This is a genomic window from Pseudomonas sp. MPDS, from assembly GCF_013283895.1.
In the GTDB taxonomy this organism is placed as follows: Bacteria; Pseudomonadota; Gammaproteobacteria; order Pseudomonadales; family Pseudomonadaceae; genus Aquipseudomonas; species Aquipseudomonas rhizophila.
Map to the genome: position 1 here is coordinate 4,262,698 of NZ_CP054128.1, position 16,126 is coordinate 4,278,823.

Genomic DNA, 16,126 nt, shown 5'->3' on the forward strand with positions numbered 1-16,126 from the left:
CCCGAAGCAAATGATGTTGTGGCGAGGGGATTTATCCCCGCTGGGTGCGCAGCCCCCCAACGACTTTGCGACTGCTGCGCAGTCGAGCGGGGATAAATCCCCTCGCCACAAGGTATTCGCAAGCCAGCTAAACGATTACAAATCCACAACACAGGTTTTTTCCTGACCACTGTGTCAAGGCGTAGAATGCGCCGCCTCGCGCTTATTTTTTCGGACGTTTCGCCTGTGAATCCTGTGATCGACCACGCCACCACCCTCTCCCGCCCGGCCCGGGTTCGCCTGGAGCTCAAGACGCTCCTGGCCCTGGCATTGCCGATCATGGTGGCGCAGCTGGCGACCACTGCCATGGGCTTTGTCGACGCGGTGATGGCCGGCCGGGTCGGACCACGGGACCTGGCGGCGGTGGCACTGGGCAATTCGATCTGGGTGCCGGTGTTCCTGTTGATGACCGGCACACTGTTGGCCACCACGCCGAAAGTCGCCCAGCGCTTCGGCGCCGGCACGTTCGACGAGATTGGTCCGCTGGTGCGCCAGGCGTTGTGGCTGGCGCTGGTGGTGGGGTTGATTGCCACGCTGGCGCTGCTCGGCGCCGAACCGATCCTGCACATCATGAACGTGGACCCCGAACTGATCGGTCCTTGCATGGAGTACCTGCAAGGCATCGCCACCGGCCTGCCGGCGGTGGCGCTGTATCACGTGCTTCGCTGCTTCAGCGACGGCCTGGGCCGAACGCGACCGGCGATGGTCCTGGGTTTGTGCGGGCTGGCGCTGAACATCCCGCTCAATTACATCTTCATTTACGGGCATCTGGGCCTGCCCGCCATGGGCGGCGTCGGTTGCGGCTGGGCCACGGCCCTGGTGATGTGGTTCATGGCCCTGGGCATGGCCGGTTGGGCGCGCTGGGCGCCGGCCTACCAGTCGAGCCGGCTATTCAACCGCTTCGACTGGCCACAATGGACCGTCATCAAGCGCCTGCTGGGGATCGGCCTGCCGATTGGCATCGCGGTATTTGCCGAATCGAGCATTTTTGCAGTGATTGCCCTGCTGATCGGCAGCCTCGGCGCCACCGTGGTGGCCGGGCACCAGATCGCCCTGAACTTCAGCTCTCTGGTGTTCATGATTCCCTATTCGTTGGGCATGGCTGTGACGGTGCGGGTCGGCCAGGCCCTGGGCCGGCGCCAGCCGCGCGAAGCGCGCTTCGCCGCCGGAGTCGGCATGGGTACGGCGCTGGCGTATGCCTGCCTGTCGGCGAGCCTGATGTTCTGGCTGCGCGGGCCCATCGCGGCGATCTATACCGGCGATCCGGTGGTGATCGAAGTGGCGTCGATGTTGATCGTCTATGCGGCGTTGTTTCAGTTTTCCGACGCGATCCAGGTCACGGCGGCGGGCGCGTTGCGCGGCTACCAGGACACCCGGGTGACGATGATCCTGACGCTGTTCGCCTACTGGGGCATTGGCCTGCCCGTGGGTTACATCCTGGGCCTGACCGACTGGCTCGGCACCGCCAGCGGTCCGAGCGGGTTGTGGCAGGGCCTGATCGTGGGCTTGAGCTGCGCAGCGCTGATGCTGTCGATCCGCCTGACACGCAGCGCACGCAAGCAGATCCGCATCAGTCGTTCGGCGGACTAAGCGAGCTTCTTGCGGATCCAGTAGCGGTAGGTGCCATCGACCTCGTCCTGGGCCACCAGTTCGTGGTCGAGGAACACACAGAACTTGGGAATGTCGCGACGGGTCGAGGGGTCGGTGGCAATCACCTTCAACAGCCCGCCGGGCATCAGGTCGCGGATGTGCTGGTGCAGCATCATCACCGGCTCCGGGCAATTGAGGCCGGTGGCATCCAGCGTGCCGTCGACCGGCGTATCGTTCATTTCAATCATGTTCTACTCCTGAAACTGGCGGGCATTGTCGCGCAATGTCGGTGCAAGGTCACCTCTGGCTTAACACCGCCCCCTGTGGGAGCGAGCCTGCTCGCGATAGCGTCGGGCCACCCAACATCGATGTCCACTGATGCACCGATATCGCGAGCAGGCTCGCTCCCACAGGGATTTCATTGCCTTTCAAGCGCTAGCGGGACTTGGGCTTTTTGGTGTCCAGCCGCCGCAGATGGCACGTCACTTCCTCACGGTCGTGGTACAGCTGCTTGCAGCCGATCTCGACCTTGATGCCCCGGGCCTTGAAGCCGTCGGCGATACGTTCGAGCAGGCGTTTCACTTCGGCGTAACGCTGCTTCATCGGCAGCTTGAGGTTGACCACCGCCTCGCGGCAGTGCCCTTCGCCGATCCACTCTTCCAGCATCGCCGCATTACGCGCCGGCTTCTCGACGATGTCGCAGACCATCCAGTCCACCGGCTGCTTGGGTTTGAACGTAAAGCCGTCCGCCATCAGGTGCTGCACCAGCCCCGTGTCCATCAGGCTTTCGGCCATCGGCCCGTTGTCGATGGCCGTCACCAGCATGCCGCGGTTGACCAGTTGCCAGGTCCAGCCACCCGGCGCGGCGCCGAGGTCCACACCGGTCATGTCGCTGTGCAGGCGCTCGTCCCACTGATCCCGAGGAATAAAGTGGTGCCAGGCCTCTTCAAGCTTGAGGGTGGACCGGCTGGGCGCCTCCCGAGGAAACTTCAGGCGTGGAATGCCCATCGGCCACATGGCCGAATTATCGGCCTGCGCCAGGCCCAGGAAGACTTCGCGACCGCTCTTGAAGGTCAACAGCAGGCGTGGCTTGTACGGGTCATCCACCAGTTTGCCGGCGCCGGTCAGCGCCTTGCGCAGCGGCCCTTCGAATTTCTTGCAGAAGTTCGACAGCTCTTTACCGTCATTGGTGTCCACCACCTCCAGCCACAAGCTGCCGCAGGTCGGGAAGGCGCTCATGTGGGCCAGGATGACACTGATGCGGTCGGTTTCCGGCAGATCGATGAAGCTGCCGCGCGCCCACTGGCGCGGAAAAATCAGCTCGGCGAAACGCTGGCCGCGCATCAGTCGCTCGGCACCGTCGTCTTCGGTACAGACAAATTCGGCGCAGGCGCTGGCCGGCTTGGCCTTGGCGTAGCCGGCCACGTTCAGCCGTGCGGCGTGTTCGGCGATCTCGGAACAGACCTCGCCTTCGAAACCTGGTCGGCAGTGCATGAAAAGCGTGTTCATTGAAACTCCGTAGCAAAGCCTGTCACGAAAACCGGCGCATGATAGCGGAGTTCGGAACCCCAAACCCGCTCGTAGAGTCCAGTGATTAGTCATACGCTCAAAACAGGGCTAGGTTAAAGGCTCTGTCCGTCCCGTCAGTCCGTAGCCGTGCGGACTCAAAGGAGTCATTTCAATGCCGTCCCTCGATAGCCTGAAAACCCTTAAAACGCTGCAAGTCGACGCCAGGATTTACCACTATTTCAGCCTGCCCGACGCCGCCCGAAGCCTGGGAGACCTGGACCGGTTGCCCATGTCCCTCAAAGTGCTGCTGGAGAACCTGCTGCGCTGGGAAGATGAAAAAACGGTCACCGGCACCGATCTCAAGGCCCTCGCCGGCTGGCTGAAGGAGCGTCGTTCCGACCGGGAAATTCAATACCGTCCTGCTCGGGTACTGATGCAAGACTTCACCGGCGTCCCGGCCGTGGTCGATCTGGCCGCCATGCGCGCCGCCATGGAAAAGGCCGGTGGCGATCCGCAGCGGATCAACCCGCTGTCACCCGTGGACCTGGTGATCGACCACTCGGTGATGGTGGACAATTTCGCCAGCAGCCAGGCGTTCGAACAGAACGTCGACATCGAAATGCAGCGCAACGGAGAGCGCTACGCCTTCCTGCGTTGGGGCCAGAGCGCCTTCGACAATTTTAGCGTGGTGCCGCCGGGCACCGGCATCTGCCACCAGGTCAACCTCGAATACCTGGGCCGCACCGTGTGGACCAAAGAGGAAGACGGACGGACCTATGCGTTCCCGGACACCTTGGTGGGCACCGATTCCCACACCACCATGATCAACGGCCTCGGTGTACTGGGCTGGGGCGTCGGCGGGATTGAGGCCGAAGCGGCCATGCTCGGCCAGCCGGTGTCGATGCTGATTCCAGAAGTCATCGGTTTCAAACTCATCGGCAAGCTGCGCGAAGGCATCACCGCCACCGACCTGGTGCTGACGGTCACCCAAATGCTGCGCAAGAAAGGTGTGGTGGGCAAATTCGTCGAGTTCTATGGCGACGGCCTTGCCGACCTGCCGCTGGCCGACCGCGCCACCATCGCCAACATGGCCCCGGAATACGGCGCCACCTGCGGTTTCTTCCCGGTGGACGACGTGACCCTGGACTACCTGCGCCTGTCCGGACGTCCGACCGAAACCGTGAAGCTGGTGGAAGCCTACTGCAAGGCTCAGGGCCTGTGGCGGCTGCCCGGCCAGGAACCGGTATTCACCGACACGCTGGAACTGGACATGGGGAGTGTCGAGGCCAGTCTCGCCGGGCCCAAGCGTCCTCAAGACCGGGTCTCACTGCCGAATGTCGGCCAGGCTTTCAGCGACTTCCTGGGCCTGAACGTCAAACCCACCAGCAAGGAAGAAGGCCGCCTGGAAAGCGAAGGCGGCGGTGGGGTCGCGGTAGGCAACGCCGATCAGGTGGGGGAAAGCGAATACGAGTTCGAGGGCCGGACCCATCGCCTGAAAAACGGCGCAGTGGTGATTGCGGCCATTACCTCTTGCACCAACACCTCCAACCCCAGCGTGATGATGGCCGCCGGGCTGCTGGCGAAAAAAGCCGTGGAGAAAGGCCTGACCCGTAAGCCGTGGGTCAAGAGTTCCCTGGCACCAGGTTCGAAGGTGGTCACCGATTACTACAAGGCCGCCGGGCTGACCGAGTACCTGGACAAACTGGGTTTCGATCTGGTGGGTTACGGTTGCACGACCTGTATCGGCAACTCGGGGCCGTTGCCCGAGCCGATCGAAAAAGCCATCCAGAGCGCCGACCTGACGGTGGCCTCGGTGCTGTCGGGTAATCGTAACTTCGAAGGCCGCGTGCACCCGTTGGTAAAAACCAACTGGCTGGCGTCACCGCCCCTGGTGGTCGCCTATGCCCTGGCCGGCACGGTGCGCATCGACATCAGCAGTGAACCGCTGGGCAACGACCGCGACGGCAACCCGGTGTACCTGCGCGATATCTGGCCCAGCAGCCAGGAAGTCGCTAACGCGGTGGCTCAGGTCAACACCAGCATGTTCCACAAGGAATACGCCGCCGTGTTTGCCGGTGATGAGCAATGGCAGGCTATCGAGGTGCCGCAAGCCGCGACTTACGTCTGGCAATCGGACTCAACCTACATCCAGCACCCGCCGTTCTTCGAGAACATCAGTGGGCCGCCACCGGCCATCAACAATGTCGAAGGTGCACGAATCCTGGCTTTGCTCGGCGACTCGGTGACCACCGACCACATCTCTCCGGCCGGCAATATCAAGACCGACAGCCCGGCCGGCCGTTATCTGCGCGAACAGGGCGTGGAGCCCCGGGACTTCAATTCCTACGGTTCAAGACGCGGCAACCATCAGGTCATGATGCGCGGCACCTTCGCCAATATCCGGATCCGCAACGAAATGCTCGGCGGCGAAGAAGGCGGCAATACGATCTACATCCCCAGTGGCGAGAAAATGCCGATCTACGACGCCGCCATGTCGTATCAGGCCATGGGCACGCCTCTGGTGGTGATCGCCGGACAGGAATATGGCACCGGCTCGAGTCGGGACTGGGCCGCCAAGGGCACCAATCTGTTGGGGGTCAAGGCGGTGATCGCCGAGAGCTTCGAGCGCATCCATCGCTCCAACCTGGTGGGCATGGGCGTGCTGCCGTTGCAGTTCAAGCTCGATCAGAATCGCAAGAGCCTGAACCTAACCGGCAAGGAAACCCTGGACATCCTGGGCCTGAGCGACGTCGAACTGACACCACGCATGAACCTGCCACTGATCATCACCCGCGAGGACGGCCGCCAGGAGCGGATTGAAGTGTTGTGCCGGATCGACACCTTGAATGAAGTGGAATATTTCAAGGCTGGGGGGATTTTGCACTACGTCCTACGGCAATTGATTTCAGAATAAAAAGAAGCGTCTTACGAAAACACCGCCTGTTAATAGGCGGTGTTTTCGTATGGGTCTGCCTATAATCCCGCCGGTCCTGCCATCACCATCGCCACAAACGGTTCTTCAGTCTCAAAGGATGTGATATGCCTGCCCTGCCCTGGCCATACCTGGCCTTCCTTTCCATCGGCTATGCCTTGGCCCTGGCCTTCGGCCATCTGGCCTGGACTGCTGCGATCTCGGTCGCGCTGCTGCTGTTCGCCGGGTATGCGGTGCGCCAGCAGCAGACACCGGTCGGGCAGTTTCTCGGCCACGCCCTGTTTGTGGTGATGGCCCTGGCGTTGGCCTTGCACTGGATGCCGGGTTTTTTCAATGGCCGGGCAATCGCGCCGCAACGTTTTACCGACGATGCCGTGCCGTTTGCCATGTACCTGAACCAGGACAAGCCACTGATCGGCTTCTGGTTACTGCTGGCGTGTCCCTGGATCGTCGGCAGGCGCTCGTTTCGCCTGTCGCTACAGGCCACGGCCCTGGGGCTGACCCTGAGCGCCGTGCTGGCGCTGGGCGGGGCGATGCTGCTGGGAATGATCCATTGGGCACCGAAGTGGCCGGAGTCGGCCTGGATATGGGTACTCAATAATCTTTTATTGGTGACGTTGGTGGAGGAAGCGCTGTTTCGTGGCTACATTCAGGGTGGCCTGAGCCGACGCTTCAAACATCTGAACTATGGCGACAATCTGGCATTAATCCTGGCCTCACTGCTGTTCGGCCTGGTGCATGCCGGGGCGGGATGGCAATGGGTGTTGCTGTCGGGCATGGCGGGGGTCGGTTATGGCCTGGCTTATCGCTTTGGTGGGCTGGGCGCGGCGATTGCCGCCCACTTTGGCCTCAATCTGCTTCATTTCGCCCTATTTACCTACCCGATGCTGGCGTGATACCGACCGGAAAAATAACTTCAATAAAAACCTGACGGCGCCGACAACCTTTCAAAGCCTTGCGGATCTACACACCATGCGTAACAACCAGCCCGTCACACAACGCGAAAGGACCTTCCCGGCCCAACAACGTCTGATTTCCACTACCGATGCCAAAGGTGTGATCACCTATTGCAACGACGCGTTCGTTGAAATCAGCGGGTTTTCCAAGGAGGAACTGATCCGCTCGCCCCACAACCTGGTACGCCATCCCGATGTGCCGTCGGCCGTGTTCGCCCATATGTGGAACACGCTCAAACAAGGCTTGCCATGGATGGGTATCGTCAAGAATCGCTGCAAGAGCGGTGACCATTACTGGGTCAACGCCTATGTCACCCCCGTGTTCGAAGGTAACCAGGTGATCGGCTACGAGTCGGTGCGGGTCAAGCCCAGCGCCGAGCAGATCAGCCGGGCCGAAGCGCTCTATCAACGCATCAATCAGGGCAAGCCGGCGATCCCGCGCAGCGACAAATGGTTGCCGATCCTGCAGGACTGGCTGCCGTTTATCCTGGTCAGCCAATTGAGCTTCGTGGTTGGCGCATTTCTCAATTCCTCCTGGGGCTTTGCCCTGGCTGCCGTGCTCTCGGTGCCCCTGGGCCTGATGGGCCTGCAATGGCAACAGCGCGGGATCAAGCGCCTGCTGCGTCTGGCCGAGCAAACCACCTCCGATCCGTTGATCGCCCGGATGTACACCGACAGTCGAGGCGTCCAGGCGCGCCTGGAGATGTCGATCCTCAGCCAGGAAGCTCGCCTGAAAACCTGCCTGACCCGGTTGCAGGACACTGCCGAACACCTCAACGAGCAGGCGCGGCAGTCGAATTCGCTGGCCCATAACAGCTCCAGTGGGCTGGAACGCCAGCGAGTGGAGACCGAACAGGTGGCCACCGCCGTCAACGAGATGGCCGCGACGACCCAGGAAGTCGCCAGCCACGTGCAACGCACCGCCGACGCCACCCAGGAAGCCAATCGCCTGACCAGTCGTGGACGCGACATCGCCGGGGAAACCCGTGAAGCCATCGAGCGTTTGTCGGTGGTGGTGGGCGAGACCGGGCAGACCGTGACCCAGCTGGCCAAGGACAGCGACGAGATTGGTGGCGTGGTGGACGTGATCAAAGGCATTGCCGACCAGACCAACCTGCTGGCCCTCAACGCCGCCATCGAAGCGGCCCGCGCCGGAGAGATGGGTCGCGGCTTTGCCGTGGTGGCGGACGAAGTGCGCCAACTGGCGCAACGTACCAGTGAATCCACCGGGCAGATCCACGCCCTGATCGCCAAGCTCCAGCAAACCGCCACCAATGCCGTGCAGACCATGGATGCCGGCCACCGCCAGGCTGAAGAAGGCGTGGCTCGGGTCATGGAGGCGGACGCAGCGCTGGTGGGGATCAGTGAAGCGGTGGCCAACATCACCGACATGACCACCCAGATCGCTGCCGCTACCGAAGAGCAGAGTTCGGTGGCCGAAGAGATCAGCCGCAACATCAGCAACATCTCGGAACTGGCCGACCAGACCTCGGGCCAGGCCCACAGCTCGGCGCTACTGAGCGAAGAACTGACCCGCACCGCCAATACGCAGTATTCACTGGTGGAGCGGTTCAACCGCTGATAGAAGCCTGCCTCATGAAAAACCCGGACAGCGCAAGCTTCCGGGTTTTTTGTTGCCTGACAGACCGCTATCGCGAGCAGGCTCGCTCCCACAGGGGGTCAAGGTTGCTCATTCAAAGGCATTCCAATTGTGGGAGCAGCCTTACTCTCTCAGAGGGTCAAGGTTGCTCATTCAAAGGCATTCCAATTGTGGGAGCAGCCTTACTCCCTCAGAGGGTCAAGGTTGCTCATTCAAAGGCATTCCAATTGTGGGAGCAGGCTTACTCCCTCAGAGGGTCAAGGTTGCTCATTCAAAGGCATTCCAATTGTGGGAGCAGGCTTACTCCCTCAGAGGGTCAAGGTTGCTCATTCAAAGGCATTCCAATTGTGGGAGCAGGCTTACTCCCTCAGAGGGTCAAGGTTGCTCATTCAAAGGCATTCCAATTGTGGGAGCAGGCTTACTCCCTCAGAGGGTCAAGGTTGCTCATTCAAAAAGGCATTCCAAATTGTGGGAGCAGGCTTACTCCCTCAGAGGGTCAAGGTTGCTCATTCAAAGGGTGGGAGCAGGCTTACTCCCTCAGAGGGTCAAGGTTGCTCATTCAAAGGCATTCCAATTGTGGGAGCAGGCTTACTCCCTCAGAGGGTCAAGGTTGCTCATTCAAAGGCATTCCAATTGTGGGAGCAGGCTTACTCCCTCAGAGGGTCAAGGTTGCTCATTCAAAGGCATTCCAATTGTGGGAGCAGCCTTACTCCCTCAGAGGGTCAAGGTTGCTCATTCAAAGGCATTCCAATTGTGGGAGCAGCCTTACTCCCTCAGAGGGTCAAGGTTGCTCATTCAAAGGCATTCCAATTGTGGGAGCAGCCTTACTCCCTCAGAGGGTCAAGGTTGCTCATTCAAAGGCATTCCAATTGTGGGAGCAGCCTTACTCCCTCAGAGGGTCAAGGTTGCTCATTCAAAGGCATTCCAATTGTGGGAGCGAGCCTGCTCGCGATGAGGCCTTGATAGTCGGCAAGGAACCTACTGAAGAAACCCGGCCACCCTGCCCGCCGCCGCCTCCAAGTGCTGCTCATGACTAAACCCCGAGGCCTTCAGCGGTTTCAGATCATGATCCCCCGCCACCAGCCACATCACCTCGATACTCGGTGACAGCACGTAACCCTGCACCGCCTCGCGGTTACCCAAGGCATCGCGCTCGCCCTGGACGATCAAGGTCCGGGTCTTCAATGCTGCCAAGTGCTCGACCCGCGGTTTCTCCGGTTTGCCCACCGCGTAGAAGGGATACCCCAGGCACACCAGGGCATCAGCTTTCAGCTCATCGGCCAGCAAACTCGCCATGCGCCCACCCATGGACTTGCCGCCAATGGCCAACCGCCCAGCGACATAAGGCCGCACCGTGGCGTACACCTCACGCCAGCATTCCAGCAACTTGGGAGCCGGGTTCGGCGGACGTTTACCGCCGTCCAGGCGTCGTTGAGCCATGTAGGGAAACTCAAAACGCAACACGTTGATGCCATGCCCGGCAAGGCGCGCGGCCATTTCGTTCATGAACCCGCTGTCCATCGGCGCGCCGGCGCCATGGGCCAGGATCAGGGTCGGTGGCTCGGCGCTGACACCCGTTTGCGCCGCCGTCCATAGCCAACCGTGTTCGGCCACACATCGCGCCCATTGATCCCCGTCAATACTGGCCTTGTGCTGTTTGTCCATGCTTGCCTCGCTTTTAGTCTGCCTATAACTCCAGGCGAAGAATGCCGCGCTGCCTTGCGCAAGCGCTCACTTCGGCTGAACCGTGGATGGGGAACCATGAACACATCTATCAGTACCGCCTACAACTACAAGGTGGTCCGCCAATTCGCCATTATGACGGTGGTGTGGGGCATCGTCGGCATGGGGCTCGGGGTTTTTCTCGCGGCCCAATTGGTCTGGCCACAGCTCAACTTCGATTTGCCGTGGACCAGCTTCGGCCGCCTGCGCCCGTTGCACACCAACGCGGTGATCTTCGCCTTCGGCGGCTGCGCCCTGTTCGCCAGTTCGTTCTACTCGGTGCAACGCACCTGTCAGACACAGCTGTTCGCGCCGAAAATCGCCGCGTTCTGCTTCTGGGGCTGGCAATTGGTGATCCTGCTGGCGGCCATCAGCCTGCCGCTGGGCTACACCAGCTCCAAGGAATACGCCGAACTGGAATGGCCGATCGACATTCTGATCACCATCGTCTGGGTCGCCTACGCCATCGTGTTCTTCGGCACCGTGGCCAAGCGCAACACCAAACACATCTATGTCGGTAACTGGTTCTTCGGCGGGTTCATCCTGACCGTGGCGATCCTGCACATCGTCAACAACCTGGAATTGCCGGTGAGCTTCACCAAATCCTACTCGGTGTATGCCGGGGCCACGGATGCGATGGTGCAATGGTGGTACGGCCACAACGCCGTAGGCTTTTTCCTCACCGCCGGCTTTTTGGGGATGATGTACTACTTCGTGCCGAAGCAGGCCGAGCGTCCGGTGTACTCCTATCGGTTGTCCATCGTGCACTTCTGGGCGCTGATCACCCTGTACATCTGGGCCGGCCCGCACCACCTGCACTACACCGCGCTGCCGGACTGGGCACAGTCCCTGGGCATGGTGATGTCGCTGATCCTGCTAGCACCGAGCTGGGGCGGCATGATCAACGGCATGATGACCCTGTCGGGCGCCTGGCATAAATTGCGCAGCGACCCGATCCTGCGGTTCCTGGTGGTGTCCCTGGCGTTCTACGGCATGTCGACCTTCGAAGGCCCGATGATGGCCATCAAGACCGTCAACGCCCTCTCCCACTACACCGACTGGACCATCGGCCACGTACACGCTGGTGCCTTGGGTTGGGTGGCGATGATTTCCATCGGCGCGCTGTATCACATGATCCCGAAAGTCTTCGGCCGCCCCCAGATGCACAGCATCGGCCTGATCAACGCGCACTTCTGGCTCGCGACCATCGGCACCGTGCTGTACATCGCCTCCATGTGGGTCAACGGCATCGCCCAGGGCCTGATGTGGCGTGCGGTGAACGAGGACGGGACCCTGACCTACTCCTTCGTTGAAACCCTGGTGGCCAGCCACCCCGGTTTCGTCGTACGGCTGGCGGGCGGGGCGATCTTTCTCCTCGGCATGCTGCTGATGGCCTACAACACCTGGCGCACCGTGCGGGCCTACCAGCCTGCCGAAGCCGCCGCTGCCGCGCAGATGGCTTGAGGAGTCCGCCATGAAACACGAAACAATCGAAAAAAACGTCGGCCTGCTGATGCTGCTGATGGTTCTGGCCGTGAGCATTGGCGGCCTGACCCAGATCGTGCCGCTGTTCTTCCAGGACGTGACCAACAAACCGGTGGACGGCATGAAGCCCTACACCGCCCTGCAACTGGAAGGTCGCGACATCTATATCCGCGAAGGCTGCGTCGGCTGCCATTCGCAGATGATCCGTCCGTTCCGCGCCGAGACCGAGCGCTACGGCCACTACTCGGTGGCCGGTGAAAGCGTCTGGGACCACCCGTTCCTGTGGGGCTCCAAGCGTACCGGGCCGGACCTGGCCCGGGTCGGCGCGCGCTACTCCGATGACTGGCATCGCGCCCACCTGTACAACCCGCGCAACGTCGTGCCTGAGTCGAAGATGCCGGCCTACCCATGGCTGGTGACCCAAACGGTGGACAGCAGCCACACCGAAGGCAAGCTGCGCGCCATGCGCACCCTGGGCGTGCCGTACACCGACGACGACATCGCCGGCAGCGTGGCCTCGCTCAAGGACAAGACCGAGATGGACGCGCTGGTGGCCTACCTGCAAGTGCTCGGCACTGCCATCAAGAGCAAGAGGTGAGCCTATGTTTCTTGAAATGAGCACTGGAATGATCCGCGGCCTGGGCACGGTCGTGGTGTTCGTGGCCTTCATCGGCCTGACCCTGTGGGTATTCAGCAGCAAGCGCAACTCGGAGTTCGCTCAGGCGCGCCTGCTGCCGTTCGCCGACGAGCCATCCGCCGACATCGCCAACCCCCAAGACCCTGCAACAAGGAGCACCCGGCCATGACCACCTTCTGGAGTACGTGGATCAGCGTACTGACCATCGGCAGCCTGATCGGTCTGACCTGGCTGCTGATCGGCACCCGCAAGGGCGAGACCAAGGGCAGTGTCGACCAGACCATGGGCCACAGCTTCGACGGCATCGAGGAGTACGACAACCCGCTGCCGCAGTGGTGGTTCCTGTTGTTCGCCGGCACCTTGGTGTTTTCCGTCGGCTACCTGGTTCTCTACCCGGGCCTAGGCAACTGGAAAGGCATCCTGCCCGGCTACGAAAATGGCTGGACCGGCGCCCATGAATGGGAAAAGGAAATGGCCAGGGCCGACGCCAAGTTCGGGCCGATCTTCGCCAAATTCGCCGCCATGCCGGTGGAAGAAGTCGCCAAGGACCCACAGGCCTTGAAGATGGGTGGCCGCTTGTTCGCCTCCAACTGCTCGGTCTGCCACGGCTCGGACGCCAAGGGTGCCTTCGGCTTCCCGAACCTGGCCGACAGCCACTGGCGCTGGGGCGGCAGTGCCGAAACCATCAAGGCCACCATCATGGGCGGTCGCATGGCCGCGATGCCGGCCTGGGGCGAAGTGCTGGGCGAAGCCGGCGTCAAGAACGTGGCCGCGTATGTGCGCCATGATCTGGCGGGCCTGCCGCTGCCGGCAGACAGCGGCGCCGACCTGCAAGCAGGCCAGCAAGCGTTCAACACCACTTGCGTTGCCTGCCACGGTGCCAACGGTAAAGGCACCGAAGCCATGGGCGCGCCAGACCTGACCTTGCCGGCCGGCTTCATCTACGGCACCAGCCTGGCGCAACTGCAACAGACCATCCGTCATGGCCGCCAGGGCCATATGCCGGCGCAGAATGAGCTGCTCGGCAATGACAAGGTGCAACTGCTCGCGGCTTACGTCTACAGCCTGTCCCACGCGGCGGGCGCCGAGCGTCTGCAAGCTGAACGCAAAAGCGAATAAATCCTGACCACGCGAACAGCCGCATCCATCTGGATGCGGCTGTTTCGTGCCCCTGCGCGACGCATTGTCGCACCCTCCCTTCGTCTTCCTTTCGGTTCCCCGGAATCAAGTCTAAGCTTGCCTCTGCGTGCGCTGGCGACTGCCGGTTTCAGGTCTACCCGACCCGATGCGTTCGACAATCGTTCGACAAAAAGGCCGCAAAGGCAGGTGAATACCGGCTGTTGCGACAGTTACCTGGCATCACCCGAACGCCGTGCTCGAACACACCCCGTTACAACCGACCTGCCCCCCTCGCCTCTTTCCTTCGTTGCGACATTTTACCGAGGGCCAATTTTGTCCCTACTCAGCACATGGAAAGGCCGCAGAATCTGCTTTGGAAAGCATTGACCCAGGTCATGGCGCGTTGCAATGACCCCCCGCTTTCTCCATACTTGCGACCGATTTTTATCCTAATAAAACACCCAAACCGTGGAACCTTAGAATGAGCACAGCAATCAGTCCGACTGCTTATAACTATAAGGTAGTCCGCCAGTTCGCCATCATGACGGTGGTCTGGGGGATCCTTGGCATGGGGCTCGGTGTATTCATCGCCTCGCAACTGGTCTGGCCGGAGTTGAACTTCGATCTGCCATGGACGACGTTTGGACGCCTGCGCCCGCTGCACACCAACCTGGTGATCTTCGCCTTCGGTGGTTGTGCGTTGTTTGCCACTTCCTATTACGTCGTGCAGCGAACCTGCCAAACGCGACTGATTTCCGACAGCCTCGCCGCCTTCACCTTCTGGGGTTGGCAAGCGGTCATCGTCGGTGCGATCGTGACCTTGCCGATGGGTTTCACCACCACCAAGGAATACGCAGAGCTGGAATGGCCCCTGGCTATTCTGCTGGCCATCGTCTGGGTGACCTACGGTCTGGTGTTCTTCGGCACTATCGTCAAGCGCAAGACCAAGCACATCTATGTCGGTAACTGGTTCTACGGTGCCTTCATCGTCGTGACCGCCATGCTGCACATCGTCAACCACGCGTCCCTGCCGGTCAGCTTCTTCAAGTCTTACTCGGCCTACTCGGGCGCCACCGACGCGATGATCCAGTGGTGGTACGGCCACAACGCCGTGGGCTTCTTCCTGACCACCGGCTTCCTGGGGATGATGTATTACTTCGTGCCGAAACAGGCCGAGCGTCCGATCTATTCCTATCGCCTGTCCATCGTCCACTTCTGGGCGCTGATCACCCTGTACATCTGGGCCGGCCCGCACCACCTGCACTACACCGCGCTGCCGGACTGGGCACAGTCCCTGGGCATGGCGATGTCGATCATTCTGCTGGCTCCGAGCTGGGGCGGCATGATCAACGGCATGATGACCCTCTCGGGCGCCTGGCATAAGCTGCGCACCGACCCGATCCTGCGGTTCCTGGTGGTTTCCCTGGCGTTCTACGGCATGTCGACCTTCGAAGGCCCGATGATGGCCATCAAGACCGTCAACTCCCTGAGCCACTACACCGACTGGACCATCGGTCACGTACACGCCGGGGCCTTGGGCTGGGTTGCGATGATTTCCATCGGCGCGATCTACCACATGATCCCGAAACTGTTCGGTCGTGCGCAGATGCACAGCACCGGCCTGATCAACACTCACTTCTGGCTCGCCACCATCGGCACCGTGCTCTACATCGCCTCGATGTGGGTCAACGGCATCACCCAGGGCCTGATGTGGCGTGCAATCAACGACGACGGCACCCTGACCTACTCGTTCGTTGAAGCGCTGCAAGCCAGCCACCCTGGTTTCATCGTCCGTGCCCTGGGCGGCGCGTTCTTCGCCAGCGGCATGCTGTTCATGGCCTACAACGTGTATCGCACCGTTCGTGCCTCTGACCCGGCTGAAGCTGAAGCCGCCGCCAAGATCGCCGTAGTTGGAGCTCACTGATGAAGCACGAAACAGTAGAGAAGAATATTGGCCTGCTGGCCTTCTTCATGGTCATCGCCGTCAGCATCGGCGGCCTGACCCAGATCGTTCCGCTGTTTTTCCAGGACGTGACCAACAAGCCGGTCGAAGGCATGAAGCCACGCACCGCCCTTGAACTGGAAGGTCGCGACGTCTACATCGCCAACGGCTGTGTCGGCTGCCACTCGCAGATGATCCGTCCGTTTCGCGCCGAAACCGAACGCTATGGCCACTACTCGGTTGCCGGTGAAAGCGTCTGGGACCACCCGTTCCTGTGGGGTTCCAAGCGTACCGGCCCGGACCTGGCCCGTGTGGGCGGTCGCTACTCCGACGACTGGCAGCGTGCGCACCTGTACAACCCGCGCAACGTAGTGCCTGAGTCGAAAATGCCGGCTTACCCGTTCCTCGTAGAAAACAAGCTCGACGGCAAAGACACCGCCAAGAAAATGGAAGTCTTGCGTACCCTGGGCGTGCCTTACACCGATGAAGACATCGCCGGTGCCAAGGATGCCGTGAAGGGCAAGACTGAAATGGACGCGCTGGTGGCCTATCTGCAAGGCCTGGGCACCATCATCAAAAGCAAACGGTGATTTAG

At 61.2% G+C, this 16,126-nt stretch carries 13 protein-coding genes; 10 read left to right on the forward strand and 3 right to left on the reverse strand.

Annotation, left to right across the window (positions count from 1 at the left end; translation table 11 throughout):
- The first annotated feature begins 186 nt into the window (after positions 1–186).
- Positions 187–1,629: an MATE family efflux transporter gene (locus HQ912_RS18745; RefSeq protein ID WP_409936831.1), complete on the forward strand. Its 1,443-nt coding sequence runs from the start codon at positions 187–189 to the stop codon at positions 1,627–1,629.
- On the opposite strand, the gene tusA is transcribed toward HQ912_RS18745, so the two are convergent.
- Both tusA and rlmM read right to left on the reverse strand, forming a co-directional pair.
- Positions 1,626–1,877 (reverse strand): sulfurtransferase TusA, encoded by a 252-nt coding sequence (gene tusA / locus HQ912_RS18750; RefSeq protein ID WP_107322910.1) that lies wholly within the window; start codon positions 1,875–1,877, stop codon positions 1,626–1,628. The two genes, HQ912_RS18745 and tusA, sit on opposite strands and share 4 nt — an antisense overlap.
- A 187-nt stretch (positions 1,878–2,064) precedes the next feature.
- Positions 2,065–3,138: a 23S rRNA (cytidine(2498)-2'-O)-methyltransferase RlmM gene (gene rlmM / locus HQ912_RS18755; RefSeq protein WP_047227196.1), complete on the reverse strand. Its 1,074-nt coding sequence runs from the start codon at positions 3,136–3,138 to the stop codon at positions 2,065–2,067.
- 172 nt (positions 3,139–3,310) lie between these two features.
- On the opposite strand from rlmM, the gene acnA reads away from it, so the two are divergent.
- The 3 genes from acnA (at position 3,311) to HQ912_RS18770 (ending at position 8,608) form a co-directional block, all read left to right on the forward strand.
- On the forward strand, positions 3,311–6,052 hold the full coding sequence (acnA, locus tag HQ912_RS18760; protein ID WP_047227195.1) for an aconitate hydratase AcnA: 2,742 nt from the start codon (positions 3,311–3,313) through the stop codon (positions 6,050–6,052).
- Positions 6,053–6,177: 125 nt separating this feature from the next.
- The gene (locus HQ912_RS18765; RefSeq protein WP_107322911.1) at positions 6,178–6,966 is read left to right on the forward strand and encodes a CPBP family intramembrane glutamic endopeptidase; all 789 of its coding nucleotides are present in this window, start codon (positions 6,178–6,180) and stop codon (positions 6,964–6,966) included.
- Between the two features lie 76 nt (positions 6,967–7,042).
- Positions 7,043–8,608, forward strand: coding sequence for a methyl-accepting chemotaxis protein (locus HQ912_RS18770; protein ID WP_076385612.1), 1,566 nt, complete (start codon positions 7,043–7,045; stop codon positions 8,606–8,608).
- Between the two features lie 996 nt (positions 8,609–9,604).
- On the opposite strand, the gene HQ912_RS18775 is transcribed toward HQ912_RS18770, so the two are convergent.
- Positions 9,605–10,291, reverse strand: a complete 687-nt coding sequence (locus HQ912_RS18775; RefSeq protein WP_047227192.1) for an alpha/beta family hydrolase — start codon at positions 10,289–10,291, stop codon at positions 9,605–9,607.
- Positions 10,292–10,387: 96 nt separating this feature from the next.
- Between HQ912_RS18775 and ccoN (HQ912_RS18780) the strand changes: the two genes are divergently transcribed.
- The 6 genes from ccoN (HQ912_RS18780) to ccoO (HQ912_RS18805) all read left to right on the forward strand — a co-directional run bounded on the left by ccoN (HQ912_RS18780) (position 10,388) and on the right by ccoO (HQ912_RS18805) (position 16,121).
- Positions 10,388–11,812, forward strand: coding sequence for a cytochrome-c oxidase, cbb3-type subunit I (gene ccoN, locus HQ912_RS18780; RefSeq protein WP_014339375.1), 1,425 nt, complete (start codon positions 10,388–10,390; stop codon positions 11,810–11,812).
- 10 nt (positions 11,813–11,822) lie between these two features.
- Positions 11,823–12,431, forward strand: a complete 609-nt coding sequence (gene ccoO, locus HQ912_RS18785) for a cytochrome-c oxidase, cbb3-type subunit II (protein WP_047227190.1) — start codon at positions 11,823–11,825, stop codon at positions 12,429–12,431.
- Between the two features lie 4 nt (positions 12,432–12,435).
- Complete coding sequence (locus tag HQ912_RS18790; RefSeq protein WP_047227189.1) at positions 12,436–12,639, forward strand: cbb3-type cytochrome oxidase subunit 3; 204 nt, start codon at positions 12,436–12,438, stop codon at positions 12,637–12,639.
- Positions 12,636–13,589: a cytochrome-c oxidase, cbb3-type subunit III gene (gene ccoP / locus HQ912_RS18795; protein ID WP_047227188.1), complete on the forward strand. Its 954-nt coding sequence runs from the start codon at positions 12,636–12,638 to the stop codon at positions 13,587–13,589. The genes HQ912_RS18790 and ccoP overlap by 4 nt, the downstream gene beginning before the upstream one ends.
- A 481-nt stretch (positions 13,590–14,070) precedes the next feature.
- Complete coding sequence (gene ccoN / locus HQ912_RS18800; RefSeq protein ID WP_047227187.1) at positions 14,071–15,513, forward strand: cytochrome-c oxidase, cbb3-type subunit I; 1,443 nt, start codon at positions 14,071–14,073, stop codon at positions 15,511–15,513.
- Positions 15,513–16,121 carry a cytochrome-c oxidase, cbb3-type subunit II gene (ccoO, locus tag HQ912_RS18805; protein WP_014339380.1) on the forward strand — a complete coding sequence of 203 codons (609 nt, stop codon included), beginning with the start codon at positions 15,513–15,515 and terminating at the stop codon, positions 16,119–16,121. The genes ccoN (HQ912_RS18800) and ccoO (HQ912_RS18805) overlap by 1 nt, the downstream gene beginning before the upstream one ends.
- Positions 16,122–16,126 lie beyond the last annotated feature (5 nt).

Bases quoted from the DNA above. Each gene is read 5' to 3' on its own strand.
- HQ912_RS18745 (WP_409936831.1), top strand. From the start codon at position 187: ATGCGCCGCCTCGCGCTTATTTTTTCGGACGTTTCGCCTGTGAATCCT.
- tusA (WP_107322910.1), bottom strand. From the start codon at position 1,877: ATGATTGAAATGAACGATACGCCGGTCGACGGCACGCTGGATGCCACC.
- rlmM (WP_047227196.1), bottom strand. From the start codon at position 3,138: ATGAACACGCTTTTCATGCACTGCCGACCAGGTTTCGAAGGCGAGGTC.
- acnA (WP_047227195.1), top strand. From the start codon at position 3,311: ATGCCGTCCCTCGATAGCCTGAAAACCCTTAAAACGCTGCAAGTCGAC.
- HQ912_RS18765 (WP_107322911.1), top strand. From the start codon at position 6,178: ATGCCTGCCCTGCCCTGGCCATACCTGGCCTTCCTTTCCATCGGCTAT.
- HQ912_RS18770 (WP_076385612.1), top strand. From the start codon at position 7,043: ATGCGTAACAACCAGCCCGTCACACAACGCGAAAGGACCTTCCCGGCC.
- HQ912_RS18775 (WP_047227192.1), bottom strand. From the start codon at position 10,291: ATGGACAAACAGCACAAGGCCAGTATTGACGGGGATCAATGGGCGCGA.
- ccoN (WP_014339375.1), top strand. From the start codon at position 10,388: ATGAACACATCTATCAGTACCGCCTACAACTACAAGGTGGTCCGCCAA.
- ccoO (WP_047227190.1), top strand. From the start codon at position 11,823: ATGAAACACGAAACAATCGAAAAAAACGTCGGCCTGCTGATGCTGCTG.
- HQ912_RS18790 (WP_047227189.1), top strand. From the start codon at position 12,436: ATGTTTCTTGAAATGAGCACTGGAATGATCCGCGGCCTGGGCACGGTC.
- ccoP (WP_047227188.1), top strand. From the start codon at position 12,636: ATGACCACCTTCTGGAGTACGTGGATCAGCGTACTGACCATCGGCAGC.
- ccoN (WP_047227187.1), top strand. From the start codon at position 14,071: ATGAGCACAGCAATCAGTCCGACTGCTTATAACTATAAGGTAGTCCGC.
- ccoO (WP_014339380.1), top strand. From the start codon at position 15,513: ATGAAGCACGAAACAGTAGAGAAGAATATTGGCCTGCTGGCCTTCTTC.